Source organism: Pseudomonas sp. S4_EA_1b, assembly GCF_016307435.1.
Classification (GTDB): domain Bacteria; phylum Pseudomonadota; class Gammaproteobacteria; order Pseudomonadales; family Pseudomonadaceae; genus Aquipseudomonas; species Aquipseudomonas rhodesiae.
On sequence record NZ_JAEILC010000061.1, the window covers coordinates 1 to 581 of the forward strand.

Sequence of the window (581 nt, forward strand, 5' to 3'; positions counted from 1 at the left end):
ACACCGCGCGGCATGGTGTCGCGCGCGTATTCGATCTCCAGTTGAGTCCCTTGCAGGATCATCTGGGTCGCTTCTTCCTTCATCTCGGCATCCCACAGGTGTGGGTTTTCGATTTTGATCTGGTTGATCACGTCGATACCGAAGTTCAGGTGCATCGACTCGTCGCGCAGGATGTATTGGAACTGCTCGGCCACGCCGGTCATTTTATTGCGGCGGCCCATGGAGAGGATCTGGGTGAAGCCGCAATAGAAGAAGATGCCTTCCAGTACGCAGTAGTAGGCGACCAGGTTGCGCAGCAGTTCTTTGTCGGTGTCGACGGTGCCGGTTTCGAACTTCGGATCGGAGATCGAACGGGTGTACTTCAGGCCCCAGGCGGCTTTCTTCGCCACCGATGGGATCTCGTGGTACATGTTGAAGATCTCGCCTTCATCCATGGCCAACGATTCGATGCAGTACTGGTAGGCGTGGGTGTGGATCGCTTCTTCGAAGGCCTGGCGCAGGATGTACTGGCGGCACTCCGGGTTGGTGATCAGGCGGTACACGGCCAGCACCAGGTTGTTGGCGACCAACGAATCCGCAGT

1 protein-coding gene is annotated in these 581 nt (G+C 57.3%); it reads right to left on the reverse strand.

Annotated features, from left to right (window positions below):
* On the reverse strand, positions 1-581 hold a 581-nt coding region (locus YA0848_RS36090; RefSeq protein ID WP_232925144.1), incomplete at both ends, for a ribonucleotide-diphosphate reductase subunit beta.